Below are 19,700 nucleotides of genomic sequence, written 5' to 3'. Positions count from 1 at the left end.
CATGGAAACGCTAAATGAGGCATTTAACGGTAAACATACAAGGCTTACCGTAATTTGTCTATTGTCATCAATAGCACTTCCTATTCCACACGCAATCGCTCTTGAGGGGGGAAACAGCGCTTATCTCAAAGGGTCCCGTGACTTTCTGACAGGAGTGGTACCTAAAGAGCCTGGAGTATACTTCCGTGATGACGTTGTATTTTACAACGGTTCAATAAAGCAAACAGTACTGTCTGGGAAAGTACAGGCAAGACTAGATGCGGACCTTCTCGTGAATCTCATACGTCCAACAATAGTTACTCCTTGGGAAGTATTTGGTGGAACCTATGCGTTCGGGTTCACCTGGCCTCAGATAGACGCTTCGATAAATGGTCAGCTCACGCGTTCGAATGGAAAGATTGAAGGCGAGGAAAATTTAACCGATTTCGGCGATGTCATCGCCACTCCGATCCTCGTAGGATGGCATCAAGGAAATCTGCATATCAACACCAGTCTATCAGTCTGGGTACCTACCGGATCTTATGAACACGGTAGAGTTCTCAACACGGGAAAAAACTACTGGTCCGTTTCTCCACAAATAGGAGTTACATACCTTGAACCGCAAACAGGCTGGGATTTTTCTGCAACTGGAATTTACCTGGTTAACTTTGAAAACTCTGCAACAGACTACAAGTCAGGCGACGTTCTACACCTCGACCTCGCTGTAGGGAAAAAATAACGAACACTGTCAACATTGGCGCCGTCGGATATGTGATCCATCAAGTGACTCCTGACACCGGAGATGGGGCAACTCTTGGCGATTTGAAGACGAATGTGTACGGGTTTGGACCAGCCGCCACAGTAACCATACCTATCGGAAAAACGCCCGTCGCAATTATGGGCAAGTACTACAGAGAGTTCGGTGCCAAAAACACAACAGAAGGCGACCAAGCAGTTATAAGCGTTAGCTTTAAATATTAACAATCCAAACTTTCCGTTCCAACGGAAGCAAAAATCGGCCAGATGAGCTAATGTTAATAGTCAAAGCCAACGAAGCTTACAATAAGCAGCATTTCTTGATAAATCAGAAATGTGGGATTTTGTAACCTATTGCTGCATTCGATCATTGCAACAAGAGAGCATTATTTATGAAACATTCTAATCAATACACAAACCTTGCGCTGGCCATTGCCCTGTCAATTGGTCTAACTCCCGCCTCCAACGCCTGCACCCGAGCGCTATATGTCGGAGCTGATGGGCTTGTTCTTAACGGCCGCTCTATGGACTGGTCAGAAGACATGCACACCAATATGTGGGTATTTCCTGCGGGAATGGAGCGTGACGGAGCTGCTGGAAAAAACACTCCGAAATGGGTTTCAAAATATGGAAGTGTAATCGCCACCGCGTATGACATCGGCAGTACTGAAGGGATGAACTCCGAAGGTTTGGTTGCTAACGTTCTCTACCTTGACGAATCAGACTATGGAAAAATTGATGCTTCGCGGCCTCACCTCTCCATTTCAACATGGGGGCAGTATGTTTTAGACAACTTTGCGTCAGTTGCAGACGCAGTCGACGTGTTGAAGTCGGAGCCTTTTCAAATAATCGCACCAATCCTACCTAATGGCACTGGTGCACAAGTCCACCTAGCTCTTTCGGATTCTACGGGTGACTCAGCGGTTCTGGAATATGTTGCAGGAAAACTTGTGATCCATCACGGAAAAGAATATACCGTGATGACCAACTCCCCTACCTACGATAAACAGCGTGCACTGAATGAGTACTGGCAGAAAATTGGTGGGCTTACCTTTCTTCCAGGAACCAACCGAGCAGCTGATCGTTACGCGCGAGCCTCTTTCTTAATTGACTCGATACCTAAAAACACTTCCGAAGCATACATAGGCGCTGTTCCAGAAAAATCCTATACTTATCAAGCGGTAGCGAGCGTCTTGGGGGTGATACGCTCCGTTAGCGTACCGCTAGGCATAACTACCCCTAATGAGCCCAATATCGCCTCGACACTTTGGAGAACTGTTTCAGATCAGACGCATAAAGTCGTCTATTTTGACTCAGCCACACGCCCTAACACATTTTGGATATCCTTGGATAAATTGGACTTGCGTAAGGGAGCGCCCGTACTGAAATTAGCGCTTTCTGAGGGGCAAGTTTACTCGGGCGAGGCTTCCACACAGTTCAAACCATCTGCACCCTTTACATTCCTCCAAGTGAAATCCGAATAAGTTATCTAAGGGTTAAACTTACGCGCATCATTAGTGAGGTCTCGAAGGATAGAGCCTCACGTTTTTTAGACTTCCACCCTAGACCCGAACCATATTGCTACACCTCATCGAAACTAGCGATCATATCAATTGCCCTTTTAGCAACTGGAGACAAAGAACGACCAGCATGACAAATTATTGAATTTCTAAGAAACAGCAAATGTTTTGGCAGAGGAGGTTCAATGGAATTAGCTAGATCCACTATAACGCCGTTGCGTAGGTCATCCCTCAGCCAGGCCTCCCACGTAAGTAATAAAGAATCACTTGATATCGTGGTTGATCTTAATAACATCAAATCATTGCAGGACAATGTCCAGGGCAATGGTGTATTCGCAGGCAAATCAAGAAGCTTACAAACTGGAGCGTTATAGGGAATGACGCTACTCCATGCGTAACTCAGCAGTTGATTTCTTGTTATCGGCTCGGCCTGTATTGCCAAAGGATGACCGTGCCGGCAATAGATAGAAGCAGGCTGATCAGGCAAGTGCACAACTGTAAATCGTGGGTCGTATTCCTGATCCTCGGTCAACGTGCCGACCACGAACTCGATCTGCTCTTGCTCCAGCAAACGTTCAAGGTGGTACCAATAATTGATCTGTAAATTCACGGTCAGTTTGGGGGTAGATGCCCGTAGCTTTTCTAACACCAGGGACAATTTGAGGCCCGCCGCCATTGGAGAAACACCGAATTTCAGCTCGCCACCTTCCCCTCCAGAAATATCATTTGCCTCTGCTACGAGCCTATTCGCACATCCGAGTAGCTCTTGGGCCCGTGCTATCAGCTGTCGCCCCGCAGCAGTGAGGCTGACAGACCGAGTGTCGCGATCAAATAGGCGAACGCCCAGATCAGCTTCAAGAGACTGAATGCTGCGGCTGAAGGCCGTCTGAGATAGATGGGCACGGTTAGCAGCCTTCGAGAAATGCAGCTCCTCACCAAGGAGAACGAGGTGCCGTATTCGCTTCAAATCGATTGAGTCGCTCATTGCATTAATCGACCATTATATTTGCATTGGACGTCACCACTTTACTTCCTGAAACTCGGATTGCGCCAGTCCTGCTTGCCACGCTGGCACCAAAAAGATCGATAAAAACAAATTTGGGAAAATTATCGTGGAAATCAGACGCCGTGCTGTTCGTTTTTGTCCACAAGCGTTGGCCTCAGCCGTAGCAATGGCCATCTCTCTACCTTCTTTTGCAGGCTCATTTAGCCTAGGCGAAATTGACGGGCAATTTGATTCTTCGCTATCTATCGGCGCGAGCTGGGCAGCAGCTAACCCAGATCGTGCATATATCGGCACATGGAATGGGGGGCACTCCTCGATTCAAAGCTCGGACGATGGCCGTCTTAATTTTAAAAAAGGCGAGACCTTTTCTAAAATCTTTAAAGGTATTCATGACTTACAACTGAGTTATGGCGATACGGGGGTCTTCGTACGTGGTAAGTATTGGTACGATTTCGAACTAAAAGATGAAAATCGTCGTTTCTTAAACATCGACGACGATAACAGGAAGGAAGCAGCCAAATCTTCTGGCGCTCAAATTCTGGACGCATTTGTATACCATAATTACGTCGTTGCAGGACAACCAGGCGCCGTACGCGTCGGCAAACAAGTCGTTAGTTGGGGTGAAAGCGCCTTTATTGGTAACAGCATCAATAGCATCAACCCAATCGACGTCTCCGCATTTCGGCGTCCAGGTGCGGAAATTAAAGAAGGCCTGATACCAGTAAATATGTTTTATCTTTCCCAGGGGCTTACAGAAAACATCTCCGCGGAAATGTTTTATCAGCTCGAATGGGATCAAACAGTTGTTGATAACTGTGGAACATTCTTTGGCGCAGACGGTATAGCTGATGGTTGTGATACCCGTCTTGGTTACGCAGCGCCTGGGGCTCCTAATGCACACCGTTACATTACTCGGGGCGGCGATCGTGATGCTCGTGACAGCGGTCAGTATGGCGTCGCGATACGCTGGCAGGCAGAGGAATTAAATAATACAGAATTCGGCGCATATGCATTGAATTATCATAGCCGTTCACCTTATCTAAGCGGCACTGTGGGAACAGGCCCTTTCACTGTTAGACCCGGTACAAACGGATCTACAGCAAATTATTTTCTCGAATATCCTGAAGACATCCGCCTATACGGGTTAAGTTTTTCCACAACCGTGGACAGCACGGCAGTATCCGGTGAAATTAGCTACCGCCCCAATATGCCTCTTCAAATAAACTCCAATGATGTGACCATTGCCGCACTGTCTGGTCAGTTAGGGGCCTCTTTGGGAACGCCCATTTTTGCCTCGGGATTCGCAACCCCTATTGCAGGTGAAGAGTTCCACGGCTACGTACGTAAACCTGTGAGCCAAGCTCAGGTCACGGTAACTCACTTTGTCGATCAAATCTTGGCTGCGGAGCGCCTTACCTTAGTTGCAGAGCTAGGGTACAACCACATAGCTGACATCAACTCAAGCGCCCTTAGATTTGGACGTGATGGCAACGCCGGCAACGGAGCATTGCCCAATAACAGAAACTGTACAGCAATTGCCAACCCTGTAAACCCACAAGAGTGCAATGACAAAGGGTTTTATACTGCAAACTCTTGGGGTTATCGTGGCAGAGCGATTCTCGACTATCAAAACGTATTCGCTAATATCAACCTGAAACCAAGTTTATCATGGTCCCATGATGTCGACGGATACGGTCCAAACTTCAACGAAGGCAGCAAAGCAATCAGCATTGGATTAGATGCTGATTATCGAAACACCTATACGGCTGGTCTGTCCTACACAAATTTCTTTGGCGGAGAATATAACTCGGCTACCGACCGAGATTTCGTTGCCATGAGTGTCGGCGTGAGCTTCTAACTTCATTTGATTTCAGGTAATTAGTCATGAAATGCAGGAAAGCTTTTGAAAAAGCGACAACCTTAACTCTCATGCTGCTATCCGCAAGTGTATTCGCAGCAGTATCTCCGGATGAAGCAAAGAATTTGGGAGTAAGCCTTACTCCTGTGGGGGCTGAAAAGGCAGGCAACGCAAACGGTAGTATCCCTGCATGGTCTGGTGGCCTTTCGACAACTGCGGGCACATTAGATGGCAAAGGCTTCTTAGCGGATCCGTTTGCTAACGAAAAACCGTTGTTCACAATAAATGCAAGTAACGTGGATCAGTACAAAGCTAAATTGACCCCAGGTCAACTAGCGATGTTCAAACGTTACCCTGACTACACAATGAACGTATATCCAAGCCACCGTAGTGCAAACTTCCCTGCGAGCATTCTTGAGGCTGCAAAAAAAAATGCAGTGAGTACAAAGCTCGTAGCTGGCGGTAATGGGTTGGAGAGCTTCACGGGCGCTATTCCATTTCCTATACCTAAAGATGGTCTAGAAGTAATTTGGAACCATATCACTCGTTATCGTGGAGGTAGCGTTAAGCGTGTAATGGTGCAAATAACTCCGGATTCAAGTGGGGTTGGGATCCCTGTAACATACGAGCACCAATTAGCTTTTCGTGAAAACTTAACTGATTACGATCCTAGTAAAGAAAGCAATATCTTATTTTATCACAAGCAGACAGTGGTCGCACCCGCACGCCTGGCAGGGAATGTCGAACTAGTTCACGAGACTATCGACCAGGTCAAAGAACCCCGCCTGGCATGGGTGTACAACGCAGGCCAACGACGAGTGCGCCGGGCACCACAAGTCGCCTACGACGGGCCTGCCGCCAGTTCCGATGGGCAACGCGTCACAGATAACTACGATATGTTCAATGGTGCGCCAGATCGATACGACTGGAAATTAATCGGTAAGGAAGAAATATACATTCCTTATAACAGTTATAAGCTGGACTCACCGAAGCTTAAATACGCAGATATAACGAAGGCAGGCCATATTGACCAAGGCTTGGCTCGATATGAATTGCATAGAGTATGGCATGTCACTGCAACGCTAAAGGCTGGACAGCGGCATATTTACGCAAAACGTGACTTTTTCATCGACGAAGACACATGGCAAGCGGCAGTTATCGATCACTATGACGGTCGAAATAATTTGTGGCGCGTCGCTGAAGCCCATGCACAGTACTATTACAACAACCAAGTACCTTGGTATACAGCCGAAACGCTTAATGACTTGCAAAGCGGTCGCTACTTGGTATTGGGCTTAAAAAATGAAGAAAAAAATAGTTATCAGTTTGGTGTGAAATATACCGAGGCTGATTTCACTCCGAATGCTCTTCGCCAGACAGGTCTACGTTGAATCTTTAGACTTCGAAGTGCTTCATTTTATAGCTAGAACTTCAGAACCTGTGAATTTATTCGCAGGCTCTGACTAAAAATAAAAGCGACATTGGTAAAGTCGCGATCGACTAAGGAATCGGCAATGAATAACTCACCTTGGTTAGATTCTTACGCAAAGTACGGAATCGAAGAAACTATCGACCCAAATAAATTTCCATCTGTCTTGCATTTGCTTGAGGAAGCAATGCATCACTATAGTGAGAACATTGCATATATCCACAATGGAACCACACTTTCTTTTCGGGAGTTGGATGAACAATCAAAGAGCTTAGCCGCTTGGCTGCAAATTAAGCTAGGCATAGAAAAAGGCGATCGCATCGCTGTACAACTGCCAAATATTCTTGAATTCCCTATCGCCTTTCTTGCATTAGTACGTATAGGTGCGATCCAAGTAAACGTTAATCCACTCTACTCTGCTTCTGAGTTAGAACATCAGCTAAGCGACGCGGGCTGTAAGACTATAATAATGTGGAGCGGAGCGTTGCCAAAGCTCCTAGAATCCTTAGATCGTACTGTAATTGACAACGTTTTGGTTGTTGGCCAACGCATTGGGCCGGTAGAAATTGATCCTAGGCTATCTGTATTCGTCCCGTTCGAAGAAGTCCTACGACAAGGCGTAATGTTACGACCAAAACCGGTTTTATTAACGGGCGATGATTTGATCTTCCTCCAATATACAGGGGGTACTACCGGCGTATCGAAAGGCGCCGCACTTTCGCATCGGAACTTAATAGCAAATATCGAACAATTTAAGTGTGTTGCTAAAGATTCGGTTCGCCCTGGAGTTGAGGTGCAAGCAACCGCAATTCCGCTTTATCACATATTTGCATTGATGGGAAGCATAACTTATTTATCGATTGGATCTACTAACTGGTTGGTCGACAACCCACGCAATCTAGACTCATTAATAGATGTACTGGACACAGCCAAACCATCTGTTTTCTTTGGCGTGAACACGCTTTACGCGGCACTCGCCAATCATCCCAAAACAGCAACAATAGATTTCAGCAACTTACGCACCTCGATTGGAGGAGGCGCTGCGGTATTACCGGCAACATCGGCAAAGTGGGAACAGCTTACCGGCAGATTTATTCGTGAGGGTTACGGCCTATCAGAAACCTCACCGCTCGTTTCCTTCAACCCAAGTGGAATCAACTTCTTTACCAATACTACAGGTATTCCGGTACCCAACACCCAAATAAAACTGCTGGACAACAATGGCAACGAAGTACCCCTCGGTAAATCTGGTGAAATATGTGTTAGAGGCCCTCAGGTAATGAGCAACTACTGGAACGCTTCAAGTAACAATGATTCGTTCACCGAGGATGGCTTTTTTAGAACTGGAGATATCGGGTCTTTCAATCAGGACGGTTTCCTAAAGATCGTTGATCGAAAGAAGGACATGATCATTGTTTCAGGATTTAACGTTTTTCCAAACGAGATCGAAAGCGTGATTGGTAACTGTGCAGGTGTATTGGAATCTGCCTGCGTGGGTACGCTCGACGAAAAGACCGGCGAAGCCGTGCGCGTTTACATAGTTAAAGCGCCATTCAGCGACCTATCCGAATACGCCCTAATTGAACATTGCCGTCGTCATTTGGCAGCGTATAAGATTCCCAAACACGTCTCGTTTGTTGAAGATCTACCTAAATCTTCTGTCGGCAAAATACTTCGTCGACAATTACGCGATATTTGAGTGACTTCTATATATCTGTACTAAGCTTGAAATATAGAGAATGACTCCGAGAATCGCCATTTCCAGGTAATGAATTATGAGCAGCACCCCAATACTGTTAGAGCCCGAACAATGCCCATCACTTGGCGCTGGCTCTCGCGCTAAAATGCGAAGAGTGGTTATCGCTTCATCTCTGGGAAATGCTTTAGAGGTTTACGACTTTACCGTCTACAGCTTTTTCGCAGTAATCATTGGTAAATTATTCTTTCCAAGTGACTCTTCCTTGGCCTCGCTATTAATGTCCCTGGCAACATTCGCTGTTGGCTTTTTAGTAAGGCCGTTGGGAGCGGTGCTAATTGGCCGCTTCGCCGATCGCAAAGGACGAAAAGCAGCCCTTTCGCTCACGATTTCCCTTATGACCGTTGGTACAGCAGTTATTGCGTTCACACCAACCTACTCCAGTATTGGCGTAATGGCGACTGTCTTTCTTGTTATGGGTCGACTTCTTCAAGGCCTATCTGCGGGAGGGGAAGTCGGAACAGCCTCTGCTTTTTTGATGGAGTCAGGTCGCACAGACAACCGCTGCTTCATGGTTAGTTGGCAAGGTGCTAGCCAGGGGGCTGCGGCGTTGCTAGGTGCGCTCACAGGCTTATTGCTTAACAACTTTCTTTCTCCAGAATCGCTTAACTCATGGGGCTGGAGAATACCATTCATTATTGGCTTACTAATTGGTCCAGTAGGTTGGTACATTCGACAACACCTGGATGAGACTCATGAAAGCCAGGAAAATAGTATCCCGCTGCTGGATTTTGTTCGAAATAATTTCAGAACGTTGATTCTTGGGATCTTCGTAATGGCAAGCTCCACGGTTTGCACTTACATCGTCGTGTTCTACATGCCGACCTATCTAACCCGCACATTGAGCTATACCAGTACGTTTGCATTCTCTCTGGTAGCTCTAACTTGTGCATTATTTACGATAGTTCCGCCCTTCGCCGCGCGCTTCGCTGACCGCTTATCCCGACGCAAACCATTACTGTATTGGGCTACAGGCATTTCTATGGTTGTGGCCTACCCCGCATTTCTACTACTAGCGCAACAAAATAAGGCGCTGTGTGTTTTAGCCGTCGCTATGTTGCTCGCACCTTTGGCTGCGGGTACTGGTGCGGTAATGGCTCTGCTAATGGAGGCATTTCCCCGCGAAGAACGAGTGACAGGACTATCAATAATTTACAGCTTCGGCGTAACGATATTTGGTGGATTTTCCCCCTTACTTGTTACTTGGTTAATTGCTGTTACCGGGGATCCGTTGGTTCCAGCTTGGTACCTTACCGCAGCCATTTTTCTAAGCTTTTCAGCACTTCGTTTTTTCCCGGAACACCCCGGCCGCACGTAGTTTTCATTAAAAAAAAGGAAATTTTATGACTATTGATTTGAAAAACACACTGCAAAGCAATAACGAACGTTTTACTCAAATCCGCCGTAAAATCCACGCCCATCCTGAATTGGGATTGGACACTCCTGAAACCGCTAGTTTGGTGGCTGGATTGCTGCGTGAATGGGGCTATGAAGTACACACAGGAATTGGCGGCAATGGCGTGGTTGGCGTGCTGAAACGTGGTACTGGAAATAAAACGATTGGGTTAAGAGCGGACATGGATGCCCTTCCCATCTTGGAGAAAAATGGCTTACCTTGGGCTAGTTCCCGTCCCGGCCTAATGCATGCTTGTGGCCACGATGGGCACACAGCAACCTTGTTAGCAGCAGCAGAACATTTGGCTAAGCAAAGCCAATTCAACGGCACGTTGAATTTAATATTTCAACCTGATGAGGAAGGGCTAGCGGGCGCCAAGGCAATGCTAGATGACGGGTTGTTTGAGCGGTTTCCATGTGATGCGATTTACGCCTATCACAATATGCCAGGGATACCAGTGGGCACTGCCATTGTACAGGTAGGCGGAGTCATGGCGTCATCGGAAAGAGTTACGATCACACTTACTGGCCGCGGCGGACACGGCGCAATGCCTGAGCGCGCTATCGACCCGATTCCGGCATTGGCTAGTATTATAACCGCTATACAAACGGTCGTTTCTAGAAATCTCAGCGCGGGAGATGCTGTTGTAATAAGCACCGGGAAGGTTAGCGCCGGCAGTGCATACAATATCGTTCCCGAAACGGCAATGTTGCAACTCAGTGTGCGAACAATCGACGCTGATATTCGAGCACTAGTTGAGGATCGAATTAGGACGATCGTAGCCGGACAGGCTGCTTCTTTTAATGTCACGGCAAAAATCGAATACGAGCAGCTCTCGCCAGTATTGGTGAATACTCCAGAAGAAACTAGCCATATGCTTATAGCTGCAACTAAAGCATTGGGATCTGAGAATGTGTTAGAAAAAATTCCATTCACGGCTATGGGCAGTGAGGATTTTGCATGGATGATGGCCGATGTACCAGGATGCTACTTCGGATTAGGCAATGGTCATGGAGAGTTTACCGGTTGCTCTGTCCATAATGATCATTACGATTTTAATGACGACATCATTCCACTTGGGGCAGCATGCTGGGTGGAGTTAGTCGAGCACTATTTGTGTTCCTGACTTCGAAACTGCTTTCTTACCCGACTACTTCAGCTTACTCAATTTAATAATAGTTGGTGAAGCTAAAGATATGGATCATCAAAATTAACGTTGGCCGCGCTTTATAAGACTGCGTTGGCGCTCCCCCTAAGGAGAGCGCAACGCCTTAGATTACGCAAGCATATATGCCTGTACCTCTAGGATTTCTGAATGACTAATAAAAACCAACAATTTGCCAGCGATAACTACTCCGGTATCTGCCCTGAAGCCTGGGCTGCTATGGAGCACGCCAATCTTGGCCATCAGCGCGCCTACGGCGACGATGAGTGGACAGCACGCGCGTCCGATCATTTCCGCCAGTTGTTCGAAACGGACTGCGAAGTGTTCTTCGCCTTCAACGGCACCGCCGCCAACTCGCTAGCTCTGTCGTCGCTTTGCCAGAGTTACCACAGCGTGATCTGCTCGGAAACCGCCCACGTCGAAACCGATGAATGCGGCGCCCCGGAATTCTTCTCCAACGGCTCGAAACTGCTGATCGCCGGCACCGAAAACGGTAAGATCACCCCAGCCTCGATCCGCGAAGTCGCGCTCAAGCGCCAGGACATCCACTACCCGAAACCTCGCGTCGTGACCTTGACCCAGGCCACCGAAGTCGGCAGCGTCTACACCCCAGGTGAGGTCCGCGCCATCAGCGCCACCTGCAAAGAGCTAGGCCTGCACCTGCACATGGACGGCGCACGCTTCTCCAACGCCTGCGCCTTCCTCGGCTGCTCGCCTGCCGACCTGACCTGGAAAGCCGGCGTCGACGTGCTGTGCTTTGGCGGCACGAAGAACGGCATGGCGGTCGGTGAAGCGATTCTGTTCTTCAACCACAAACTTGCGGAAGACTTCGATTACCGCTGCAAACAGGCTGGGCAACTCGCCTCGAAAATGCGCTTCCTGTCGGCACCATGGGTCGGCATTCTCGAAACCGACGCCTGGCTGAAATACGCCCGCCACGCCAACCACTGCGCGCAATTGCTGGCAGAACTGGTCAGCGACATTCCCGGCGTCGAACTGATGTTCCCGGTGCAAGCCAACGGCGTGTTTCTGCAACTGTCCGAGCCGGCCATTGCCGCGCTGACGGAGCGCGGCTGGCGCTTCTACACCTTCATTGGCAAGGGCGGGGCACGCTTCATGTGCTCGTGGGACACCGAGGAAACACGCGTGCATGAACTGGCTCGTGATATCCGTGAAGTGATGGAGGCCTGAGCAGTGCAAATTGGAATTGCGCGATGGTCAATTGACGCGGAAACGTGTTGCAAACCTGAACAGCGCGATCGCCTTGTTCGACCGATATAGCCAGCAATTCCCTGTGGCGTTAATCAGTGAAAATGCTGAGGCGCACGAGCGCTTCGACAACACTACCAACGCACCTTTTGTCTGCAACGGAATTACCCGTTGGCTATCAAGCCGGAGCCTCCATCAATCAATAGTCGTTTCCAAAACAGTCAATATCTTTGAAGGATCGCGTAAGCCTGAGGTCTGCGATCGTAGCGTATCGCAAAAATGAATCAATATTTGAGGTGAGTTAGACACCTATAAATTTTGTCTAGGGGCATCCCGCGGTCATTTGCTGTTAGTGCGAAAGTTTAATTCTGCCGGGCATTGGTATGGTCTATCCCTTTCCTCGTCGATGTATAATTAACTCCTTTTAGTGCTAGCAGCCGTCATCTAGCACCGACCCGGCCAATTCTTAAAAGAAAAATATGAAATTGATGCGTCTTGAGGAGTTAGGCAAACCGTTGTCACCGCCGCGTATGGCCGACGTCGCTAAATTGGCCGGCGTTTCCAAGATGACCGTCTCTCGTGTCCTGGCAGGCCAAACCCGCTTTATCACATGATTCTGGTCCAGATGAACAACATGCGGCGGCTCATCGAGTACCGCTCGATGATCGACCGCAAGCGCCTCTATAAACAATGTGCCGAGCACATTCGGATGATCGAACTGGTGGAACAGGGCAACAACCTGGAAGCCGCGCATTTGATGAAGCAGCACTTGAGCGGCTCTTTTGCTCACAAATCGCCGATCCTGAAACTGCGATCAGAATCTGCCGAACCCACCCCTTCAATTTCTGGCCTAAGCACTGGCCTCGCATCACTTCTCCAGGAGAGCGCAAGTTGAGTACCGAAGAACAACTACGCGAAGAAATTTGCATCGTCGGAAAAAGCCTCTATGAGCGCGGTTATACCGTGGGAAGCGCAGGCAACATTAGCGCACGCCTGGAAGATGGTTGGCTGATCACCCCCACCGACGCATGCCTTGGAAGATTGCAGCCCCAGGAAATCGCAAAGGTCAGCAAGGACGGCACATGGGTGTCGGGCAATAAACCGTCGAAGACCTTGGAATTGCATCGCCAGGTGTATGACCGCAACCCTGAAGTCAACGGTGTCGTTCACACCCATTCGACCTCACTCGTCGCCCTGACGCTGGCAGGCGTTTGGGCTAAAGATGACATCCTTCCACCTTTGACCCCTTACCAAATCATGAAGGTTGGCCATATCCCATTAATCGCTTATCAGCGTCCCGGCTCTCCCGTCGTGGCAGCGCAAGTGGCGCAATTGGCCAACAACGTTCGGGGCGTCATGCTGGAGCGCTTGGGTCCTGTTGTTTGGGAAAGCTCTGTCTCGAAAGCGAGCTTTGCGCTGGAGGAACTTGAAGAAACGGCCAAGCTCTGGATGATGAGCAATCCTAAACCTGCGCCATTGGCCGAAGAAGCTATTGAAGATCTGCGACAGGTCTTCTCGGTTAAGTGGTAACCCTGCTGAGGACTAAGGCAAGGTGTTCTATTGAGCGAATGCCTAGTTGTTCGCCTCGCTACTCACACGGCCAAATCAGCTCATCCCTGAAGTGGCTGTCGAGGCGAACCCGCTCTAATGCGTTTCACACGCACTCATTATGGTCGCGATGTCGCTTCGGCCTTTTCCAAACAGCGGAGCAATGGGCATCTCAAATATTGTGTCGGGCCGCTCCCGCGCCGAACTGAGGTGATCGGGCGCGGATTCAACCTGTTGATACAACCTCCTGCTACCCTTTCCTCTTCACGGAGGAAACACAATGCCAAACTCAGACCTGCTGCCTTCCCTGCTGTTCAAGATCAACGAAAACCAGCTTGCCTTAGAAGCCGCCATCATGGAGCTTACAAACTGGGTAGAGAAACGCGGGGCCTCTGAAATTGCGGAAAATGTTCGTGGCGCTCTCGCTGCGATAGACCGAAACGAAGAGTTCATCAAGATGACACTAGCACTGATGATGACCCCGGAATGACTGCTGTCGCTGCGTGTTCAAACATTCTGGACAGACAGCAAACGGCCAAAAGCAGTCACTTGGGCATATCCACAAATCTAGTGAAATTCGTGCATTGGATTTATCTTCCCTTCAGACGTGGAGGGGTGGCATTCTGGCGTCATGAATAAATCATAAGTCTGGTTGGCCGAGGTCAAATCAATCATGGAAGACAACAAGAATCTATACAAATACATGGGGCCTGAAATCGCTGACAAGCTTTTACTACCCAATGGAAACTGCAGTCTAAAATTTTCTTATTTAAAAGATTACAATGATCCGTTCGAATTCTTTTTAACCATTGACTACAATCAAGGTCCGGAAATTCTCGCATATTACAACGAAATGATTTCCATGGTGACTCAACAGCCAGTTACCTGCTTTTCTAAGTCTCCATTAATAACTCCCATGTGGGCGCATTACGCATCAAATTCTCAAGGCTTTCTTGCCGAAATAAATGAAGCCGCATTCGATGAGTGGCTCAAGTCAAAAGGCTCCGACCCTAGCTTCGGTGACATTGACTATCGAGAAACACCTCGCGACGGCATGCAGGGCATGCTGGATCGTGCATACGCACTATCTAAGCCTAGACATATTGGATGGCTCCAACAAGCAATAGGTAGCACCGCTTACTATACTAAGCAAACATGCTGGAGTTACGAACAGGAAAGACGTTTAATTGTTGATGAAGAAAGCATCGAAAGAATAAACGAAAATTTTATGCTGCTGTATTTTCCGTCGAGCCTCATAACATCCTTGGTGGTAGGTTCAAAAGCATCACAAGACCTGAAAAATAAAATAAAAGACATTTCAGTATCTATAGGATGTAATTATTATGAGAAGCATATTGGCAAGAGCTCAACAACCCCGTTTTTCCTAGATAGCAAATGCCACACCCACATTTTTGATGGTAAGGAAATAGTTCTACACAATGAGCGGTGCAACTCGTGTAAGGAGCCAAAAACCAACACTGATTCAAAAATTTGCTCATGGTGCAGCATCAATGAAAGTCATGAGGAAAATGCAGCTCACAGAAACTCATTTCGAATGTTAGCGCATGCGGGAATACTCGAACAGTACATAGCAAACTTCCGAGATATCGGTAGAAAATAAGGTCTAAGCGCTATCAGCACACTAGTTGTTCCTGGGTGTAGTCAGGATTGACTATTGGGTGGAAGCTGCCGGTGGTAGAGGGCTACTATCGGCCGAGGCTGTGTAAAAACATTTTCGAACGCGACGGGCACTCAAAACCGGACTAAAAATCGCGCGTCTCAGCGAAATCCACATCTGCTGACGTGCCGATAAATTTCAGATTTAACGTAGACGCTTGTACTTCAATTTTGACGAAGCGTTTTTACACACTCTGGGCCTTTTGGAGTCATTCAGGAAAGGCAGGAAAAAGAACCACGGAGGCCAGTGGGTCGCCCGCTTCAACAATGGCAAAAAGGCAACATGTACGTTTCAAAAGGGTAATGCGGTCCTATAATTAAACATCGGTAGACGACGTCCGCGCGTCCTATTGGTTTACCTTATTACAAACGTACACAGGAGACGCAGGTGTGATCGACGATCCGTTCCCAAACGACTGGCGAGACCTTCAAAATGGTGTGCAGCGAATTTTCCGTAATGTCGGCTTATCTGCTGACGTAGAGGTTGATCTCGAAACGCCCCGTGGCTCGGTGAATGTGGATGTCACGGCGGTCGACGTCCGGAGCGTGGACAGGATCAGATACATCGTGGAATGCAAAAATTGGGGCAGCGCCATTCCCCAATCAGTAGTTCATTCGTTCACAACGGTTATGCACGAGACCGGTGCCAATATCGGATTCATCATTTCGAAGCATGGGCTTCAGCAGGGTGCCAAGCGGTACACGGATAACACAAACATTATTGGAATGACGTATCTGGAGTTTCAGCAGCGATATTTTGAAGCCTGGTGGAAAAGGTATTTCTGCCCCCTTGTCGGTGATGCTGCGGACAACCCGCTTCAGTACATCGAGCCCTGCAACAGTTTGCGGGACCGTGCTTACGAGAATCTTAGCCCTCAAGACCAAGAAAAGTTTGATCGCTTGAGAAATGAAAGTAGTGCGTCTCTAATGGCTTTATCCATGTTCAATTACATGGCCATGGCGCCAGTATTACGAACAGGCACGCTGCTGGACGTACCGACAGATCTGGATGAGTTTAAAGCCAGAGTTCTCGCAGTTATAACTCCACACATCGAATGGCACTGCCACACATTCCGAGGTCTATTGGAGATCATCTTGGAGTATCTACGGGATGTGGAAGCTGATTTTGACGCGATATTTGGAGGATCAATCTTTGAACCACGGGATTCCATCAGCGGTGTCACTTTTGACGGGCCGCCCTTGGAGGATGGCATTTATCATCGCTGACTCACCGGCCATCGGCACGTCGACCGAGCGCAGAGATCTAATTTAGGTGCTCGCGCCGGGATATGCCCCATTATACAATAGTAGAGGTTTTTTATTATTACGGGTAGCGATACTCACTGTCATTAATTTAGTGTCTGGCGACGACACCAACTTACTTACCATTTAAATATCTGCCGGACACATCCTCAAAAGAAATTCCGAATTCGCTAGTACTGCGCCTAGCTTTGAATATTTGTATGTCGAGCTCATGCTTCATAACCGCTTGCGTAATAGCGATCTCTAACTCAGGACTAGCCCTCAAGCCCAAATAAATGGCAGAGATGCTTTGGCGTGGGAATGAATTAAGCAAAATGTCACGCCCCCACATATCTGTACCGCACTTTAACGCGTCTAGTTTTACGTCATCAATAAATAGTCGCTCCTCTTCCTCATATGCCCAATCTATTGCTTTCTCCAAAGCAATTTGCTTGGTGATATTTACAGATTTGGTGATATTTATATCAACACCATTAAAACTACTGCGAAAGCGCCGATATCTGACACTTAGAGCCTTCTTAAAATAGTTATCGTTTTTTGTGAAACCAATACAAAACCCCTTATGTGAGTCAGCATAATGAGACCACATCAGCAAATTTGAGTTGTTTCTGGACAGCGATACAAACTTAGTTATGTCGCTACTTTCTTTCTCGCTTAAAGTATATTCGTGCCTACCTATCAAGAGGCAATGCTCGAAAGGGTCATTCAGTGAAAGCAGCTGAGTAAATCTAATTCTACAACTTTCAATTATGTCTACTCGTTCGGGTGGAAGGTATTTATACAGCATGTGCTACTACCTTGTGATAAATATGAGCTAGCGTCTAAATATCCAATCTTCAATCGTTTTCTCGATCATGATCTTAGATCGCCCTTTAAATGTAAATTCAAGCGTTTTCATAATTCTGCGGGCCTATTCAAGATCTCTAATGCAGAGTTCAAACCTGCAAGCGCATGCTCAACATCAACATACGGATGGATTCTGAATAAGCTAGGAAGTCCAAGAGCCATTAATGAAACATAACCCTCGCCAAGTTGAAGCGAATGCTCTTTTTTGTCAGGCGTTTTGTAATCAATAGGAGGGGCTCGATGTTTTTCTTCGAGTTTAAAAAAAAGAATAATCGGTGTTTCTTGCGAACATGCCAACTGCAACTCGATACCAAGTCCTGTAGAGGGATAGCTAGCTTCAGCAATAATGACGTCCGCCCACTCCACCATTTCTTTATCCCACAAATAGCATAATCGCGCACGATCCTCAAAAGGTTTATGCGCAAGCTGAGGATCGCTATCTTTCAAAGCATATTTTACGTCTGCTTTAAAGTTGATAGCCATATGCTCAGCCATTTTATGTAAGAGTTCTACATAAGATTCGAATTCGTTACGGGGGACATGGGTTAGACCGCATGCAAGGTAAATTTTCATTTAACGCCTACTCTAAGTTGATGGGCGAACATTTGGCAGCATAAATTGCTGGCCGGTTAATTCGGCAGAAATCTCATCCAAAAACTGTCTAGGGGACATCCGGATAAACTCCGTGAGAAGCCAGTTTTTTTGTCCGTTCAAAAAAGAGGCAAGCTCTACCGGTCTATAGCGGCAGATTTCGCTTAACCGATGCATAGCAAGAAGAGTGCAAGTTAAAGGAGATCTTTTTAAACGAGCGGGACCTGGAACGATCGCTTTAGCATACCAGAGCGTCTGAGCACCAAAAATATAGTTCAGATCTGGACGAAGGTCTTTCAACAGGGATGCTACGGACGCACGCTCTACCGCGGTTATCGCTTCGGGACGTGTCAATATGGCGGTGGCGGTCGATCTGATTGATCTGCCGTCGTTATACTCTAAGTCAGTTACAAGTGACGGTGGTAATCTTCGGAGAGATTCAGGACCGGCGAAATCTTTAGATATTTTACCGCAGAAATATGCAGTGCATGTTACTGGATCAAATTGTAAGCGACAATCAGTAAGCGGAACAAATAAATCTTTTTGATTTTTATAAGTCAAGCAAAAGGTTCTATGAATACAGGGCAAATTGAATAGCAGTGCCTCCATACTATGTGTGGTACTACTTTCTGTTTCATTTAAATACTGCGATAGTGCTGGTGCAATTCCACGCTGCAGAATTCTCACCCCCTCATTAGATAGCGCAATTTTACTCGACGCTCCCCGCATATTGTGCGATCGAATGCCGTGGTGCTCATCGAAAGGTATTGACTTTGCAGATAGAAGTGCCTTTGTAGCATTCATAAATGAATAGTACAGAAGTAGCGGGGCCGACGATACTGGCATACCTTCAGCTGCTTGTGCGAATGCATGAGCTTGTTGCCAATACAACAGAGCATTCGATTTATGTTCGCGTCTTAACCAAAGGGATACATACTCCCAGTGGCTATCAGTCAAAACGGTTCGAGAGCCAAGATTAGGGTTAGTGGTTGCTTTGTGCGGTCCAGCGACTCTCCCATTTATGTAAAGCAAAGGCATAAAACCAATCCTTGTAAAAGGCAATCCTTAGGATTTGAGGATTTCCGTTGCGACTGCGGGCGGAAATTGAGTGATCGCCAGTTGGCACTATAGTTGGACTCGCATTGTGAAGACACGTCTAACGACTGTGAATAATGCGCGCATCGAGGGGGCTCCGCGAAATTGCGAGAGGCTAATGTCAGCTTTTGGCCGATTTCTGCCCTTCGCGACGGGCAAAAATCGGCCAGAAACAGTCAGTCGGATGTCTAAATAACCCTGAACGATTCACCTACTCAAAGGCTCAGCAAACGATGCATCGATCGTTGCGTTGAGTTATCCGCAGAATGAACGATGCCAGTTGCTGGGTAAGGTAGTCCAGCGCGGTGGGATTCATAGTCGGGCAGTAGCCTGCATTTCCTTGGGTTGGATCTGAGACCTCATGGGTATCGACAAAGTGCTAAAGGGCATTTGTCGTTATTCGCCTGGAGGCAAACCACTCGACAAGAGGTACAGCAGCGGTACAGTGCCCAGCTTTATCCACCTACCCGAAACTAGCCAAACCTACGCATAATCAACTGCTTAAGGCTATTGTATCCTTACCCTACCTAGCCTAGACTTTGTTAGCCTCGGTGCATCAGTCGGCGACTCATAATCCCTTGGTCGCAGTTCAAGTCCTACAGATCG

At 47.6% G+C, this 19,700-nt stretch carries 16 protein-coding genes and 2 pseudogenes; 14 read left to right on the top strand and 4 right to left on the bottom strand.

Annotated elements, in window-relative coordinates:
- Window position 1: 1 nt before the first annotated feature.
- Window positions 2-960: pseudogene (locus NL64_RS29480) on the top strand (SphA family protein).
- Between the two features lie 167 nt (window positions 961-1,127).
- Window positions 1,128-2,219: a linear amide C-N hydrolase gene (locus NL64_RS09205; protein ID WP_034147817.1), complete on the top strand. Its 1,092-nt coding sequence runs from the start codon at window positions 1,128-1,130 to the stop codon at window positions 2,217-2,219.
- Window positions 2,220-2,316: 97 nt separating this feature from the next.
- On the opposite strand, the gene NL64_RS09200 is transcribed toward NL64_RS09205, so the two are convergent.
- The gene (locus NL64_RS09200) at window positions 2,317-3,240 is read right to left on the bottom strand and encodes a LysR family transcriptional regulator (protein WP_034147816.1); all 924 of its coding nucleotides are present in this window, start codon (window positions 3,238-3,240) and stop codon (window positions 2,317-2,319) included.
- A gap of 124 nt (window positions 3,241-3,364) precedes the next feature.
- Between NL64_RS09200 and NL64_RS29470 the strand changes: the two genes are divergently transcribed.
- From NL64_RS29470 to NL64_RS09145, 12 genes and pseudogenes are all read left to right on the top strand, one after another.
- Window positions 3,365-5,119, top strand: coding sequence for a DUF1302 domain-containing protein (locus tag NL64_RS29470; RefSeq protein ID WP_253277075.1), 1,755 nt, complete (start codon window positions 3,365-3,367; stop codon window positions 5,117-5,119).
- A 26-nt stretch (window positions 5,120-5,145) separates the two neighbouring features.
- Window positions 5,146-6,510, top strand: coding sequence for a DUF1329 domain-containing protein (locus tag NL64_RS09190; RefSeq protein WP_034147814.1), 1,365 nt, complete (start codon window positions 5,146-5,148; stop codon window positions 6,508-6,510).
- A 123-nt stretch (window positions 6,511-6,633) separates the two neighbouring features.
- A complete protein-coding gene (locus NL64_RS09185; RefSeq protein WP_034147813.1) occupies window positions 6,634-8,247 on the top strand; it encodes an AMP-binding protein in 1,614 nt (537 codons plus the stop codon).
- A gap of 76 nt (window positions 8,248-8,323) precedes the next feature.
- Entirely contained in the window at window positions 8,324-9,622 is a 1,299-nt protein-coding gene (locus NL64_RS09180) for an MFS transporter (protein WP_034147812.1), read from the top strand.
- 25 nt (window positions 9,623-9,647) lie between these two features.
- A complete protein-coding gene (locus NL64_RS09175) occupies window positions 9,648-10,826 on the top strand; it encodes a M20 aminoacylase family protein (RefSeq protein ID WP_034147811.1) in 1,179 nt (392 codons plus the stop codon).
- A 189-nt stretch (window positions 10,827-11,015) separates the two neighbouring features.
- A complete protein-coding gene (locus tag NL64_RS09170) occupies window positions 11,016-12,056 on the top strand; it encodes a threonine aldolase family protein (RefSeq protein WP_034147810.1) in 1,041 nt (346 codons plus the stop codon).
- A gap of 46 nt (window positions 12,057-12,102) precedes the next feature.
- Window positions 12,103-12,261, top strand: a pseudogene (locus NL64_RS30075) (aldehyde dehydrogenase family protein); the annotation flags it as partial.
- 423 nt (window positions 12,262-12,684) lie between these two features.
- The gene (locus tag NL64_RS30965) at window positions 12,685-12,969 is read left to right on the top strand and encodes a hypothetical protein (protein WP_034147809.1); all 285 of its coding nucleotides are present in this window, start codon (window positions 12,685-12,687) and stop codon (window positions 12,967-12,969) included.
- Window positions 12,966-13,604 carry a 3-oxo-tetronate 4-phosphate decarboxylase gene (gene otnC, locus NL64_RS09160; RefSeq protein WP_034147808.1) on the top strand — a complete coding sequence of 213 codons (639 nt, stop codon included), beginning with the start codon at window positions 12,966-12,968 and terminating at the stop codon, window positions 13,602-13,604. The genes NL64_RS30965 and otnC overlap by 4 nt, the downstream gene beginning before the upstream one ends.
- A gap of 298 nt (window positions 13,605-13,902) precedes the next feature.
- Window positions 13,903-14,112: a hypothetical protein gene (locus NL64_RS09155; protein ID WP_034147807.1), complete on the top strand. Its 210-nt coding sequence runs from the start codon at window positions 13,903-13,905 to the stop codon at window positions 14,110-14,112.
- Window positions 14,113-14,295: 183 nt separating this feature from the next.
- Window positions 14,296-15,243, top strand: coding sequence for a DUF2971 domain-containing protein (locus tag NL64_RS09150; protein WP_034147828.1), 948 nt, complete (start codon window positions 14,296-14,298; stop codon window positions 15,241-15,243).
- Between the two features lie 446 nt (window positions 15,244-15,689).
- Window positions 15,690-16,526 carry a restriction endonuclease gene (locus NL64_RS09145; RefSeq protein WP_034147806.1) on the top strand — a complete coding sequence of 279 codons (837 nt, stop codon included), beginning with the start codon at window positions 15,690-15,692 and terminating at the stop codon, window positions 16,524-16,526.
- Window positions 16,527-16,677: 151 nt separating this feature from the next.
- Here the strand turns inward: NL64_RS09145 and NL64_RS09140 are convergent, their stop codons facing one another.
- The 3 genes from NL64_RS09140 to NL64_RS29460 all read right to left on the bottom strand — a co-directional run bounded on the left by NL64_RS09140 (window position 16,678) and on the right by NL64_RS29460 (window position 19,037).
- Window positions 16,678-17,349, bottom strand: a complete 672-nt coding sequence (locus NL64_RS09140) for a DUF2971 domain-containing protein (RefSeq protein ID WP_034147805.1) — start codon at window positions 17,347-17,349, stop codon at window positions 16,678-16,680.
- 107 nt (window positions 17,350-17,456) lie between these two features.
- Window positions 17,457-17,981, bottom strand: coding sequence for a hypothetical protein (locus tag NL64_RS09135; protein ID WP_034147804.1), 525 nt, complete (start codon window positions 17,979-17,981; stop codon window positions 17,457-17,459).
- Between the two features lie 12 nt (window positions 17,982-17,993).
- Window positions 17,994-19,037 carry a YaaC family protein gene (locus NL64_RS29460; RefSeq protein WP_080757913.1) on the bottom strand — a complete coding sequence of 348 codons (1,044 nt, stop codon included), beginning with the start codon at window positions 19,035-19,037 and terminating at the stop codon, window positions 17,994-17,996.
- Window positions 19,038-19,700 lie beyond the last annotated feature (663 nt).

Origin of the sequence: Pseudomonas fluorescens (assembly GCF_000802965.1) — a bacterium.
Lineage (GTDB): Bacteria > Pseudomonadota > Gammaproteobacteria > Pseudomonadales > Pseudomonadaceae > Aquipseudomonas > Aquipseudomonas fluorescens_A.
This window is presented reverse-complemented; position numbering and strand designations above follow the sequence as displayed.

What these genes read in the sequence shown, in the direction of transcription:
- NL64_RS09205 (WP_034147817.1), top strand. Translation starts at nt 1,128, where the DNA reads ATGAAACATTCTAATCAATACACAAACCTTGCGCTGGCCATTGCCCTG.
- NL64_RS09200 (WP_034147816.1), bottom strand. Translation starts at nt 3,240, where the DNA reads ATGAGCGACTCAATCGATTTGAAGCGAATACGGCACCTCGTTCTCCTT.
- NL64_RS09190 (WP_034147814.1), top strand. Translation starts at nt 5,146, where the DNA reads ATGAAATGCAGGAAAGCTTTTGAAAAAGCGACAACCTTAACTCTCATG.
- NL64_RS09185 (WP_034147813.1), top strand. Translation starts at nt 6,634, where the DNA reads ATGAATAACTCACCTTGGTTAGATTCTTACGCAAAGTACGGAATCGAA.
- NL64_RS09180 (WP_034147812.1), top strand. Translation starts at nt 8,324, where the DNA reads ATGAGCAGCACCCCAATACTGTTAGAGCCCGAACAATGCCCATCACTT.
- NL64_RS09175 (WP_034147811.1), top strand. Translation starts at nt 9,648, where the DNA reads ATGACTATTGATTTGAAAAACACACTGCAAAGCAATAACGAACGTTTT.
- NL64_RS09170 (WP_034147810.1), top strand. Translation starts at nt 11,016, where the DNA reads ATGACTAATAAAAACCAACAATTTGCCAGCGATAACTACTCCGGTATC.
- NL64_RS30965 (WP_034147809.1), top strand. Translation starts at nt 12,685, where the DNA reads ATGATTCTGGTCCAGATGAACAACATGCGGCGGCTCATCGAGTACCGC.
- NL64_RS09155 (WP_034147807.1), top strand. Translation starts at nt 13,903, where the DNA reads ATGCCAAACTCAGACCTGCTGCCTTCCCTGCTGTTCAAGATCAACGAA.
- NL64_RS09150 (WP_034147828.1), top strand. Translation starts at nt 14,296, where the DNA reads ATGGAAGACAACAAGAATCTATACAAATACATGGGGCCTGAAATCGCT.
- NL64_RS09140 (WP_034147805.1), bottom strand. Translation starts at nt 17,349, where the DNA reads ATGCTGTATAAATACCTTCCACCCGAACGAGTAGACATAATTGAAAGT.
- NL64_RS09135 (WP_034147804.1), bottom strand. Translation starts at nt 17,981, where the DNA reads ATGAAAATTTACCTTGCATGCGGTCTAACCCATGTCCCCCGTAACGAA.
- NL64_RS29460 (WP_080757913.1), bottom strand. Translation starts at nt 19,037, where the DNA reads ATGCCTTTGCTTTACATAAATGGGAGAGTCGCTGGACCGCACAAAGCA.